A 642-nucleotide genomic window follows, 5' to 3' on the forward strand; every position below is an offset into this window, starting at 1 on the left:
GGTATGGCAACAGGCTATGGTGCTGATAACGTGCGATACGCGTATAAATGGGCCTTTCTCCATTGGGGATTTAGCGCATGGATTTGCTATTCTTTAGTCGGTCTTTCGATGGCCTATTTCTCTTTCCGCCGTAAACTACCCCTTACCATTCGCTCAGGCCTTGCGCCAATCTTTGGCAAAAAACTGTCTGGTAGGCTTGGTGATGCCATTGACATTGTCGCTGTCATTGCAACGCTTTTGGGCGTCGCACAAACACTAGGGTTTGGTGTTGAGCAGTTTGTTTCTAGCATGTACCGTGTTGGCATGGGCGACTGGCTCCTCAACGCTGAAGGCAAATCATCCGCGGCCGCCATTATCGTTGCATTGATTGTCATCGTTGGGGTCGCTACCGTCTCTGCATTGTCAGGGCTTGGTAAAGGGGTCAAATGGCTGTCTAATCTCAACATGTGGCTCAGCTTTATTCTGTTTACCTTTTTCTTAATCTTTGGTTCGACATTCTTTGGTTTGCAATCTTTCTTCTTAGGTTTGTTCGACTATGTGGTTGCACTTCCTGCCCTATTAACAACGATTTGGCAACCAGATGGTACGACTGTCGGTGATACGTTGTCCACATGGCAAAAAGACTGGTCTGTGTTCTATTGG

General features: G+C 47.4%; 1 protein-coding gene. It reads left to right on the forward strand.

The features are described 5' to 3' along the window. Positions 1-642: BCCT family transporter (locus ACS8FC_RS18455; RefSeq protein ID WP_439297861.1), on the forward strand; the 642-nt coding region annotated here is incomplete at both ends.

Source organism: Psychrobacter sp. 1Y4 (genome assembly GCF_051847555.1).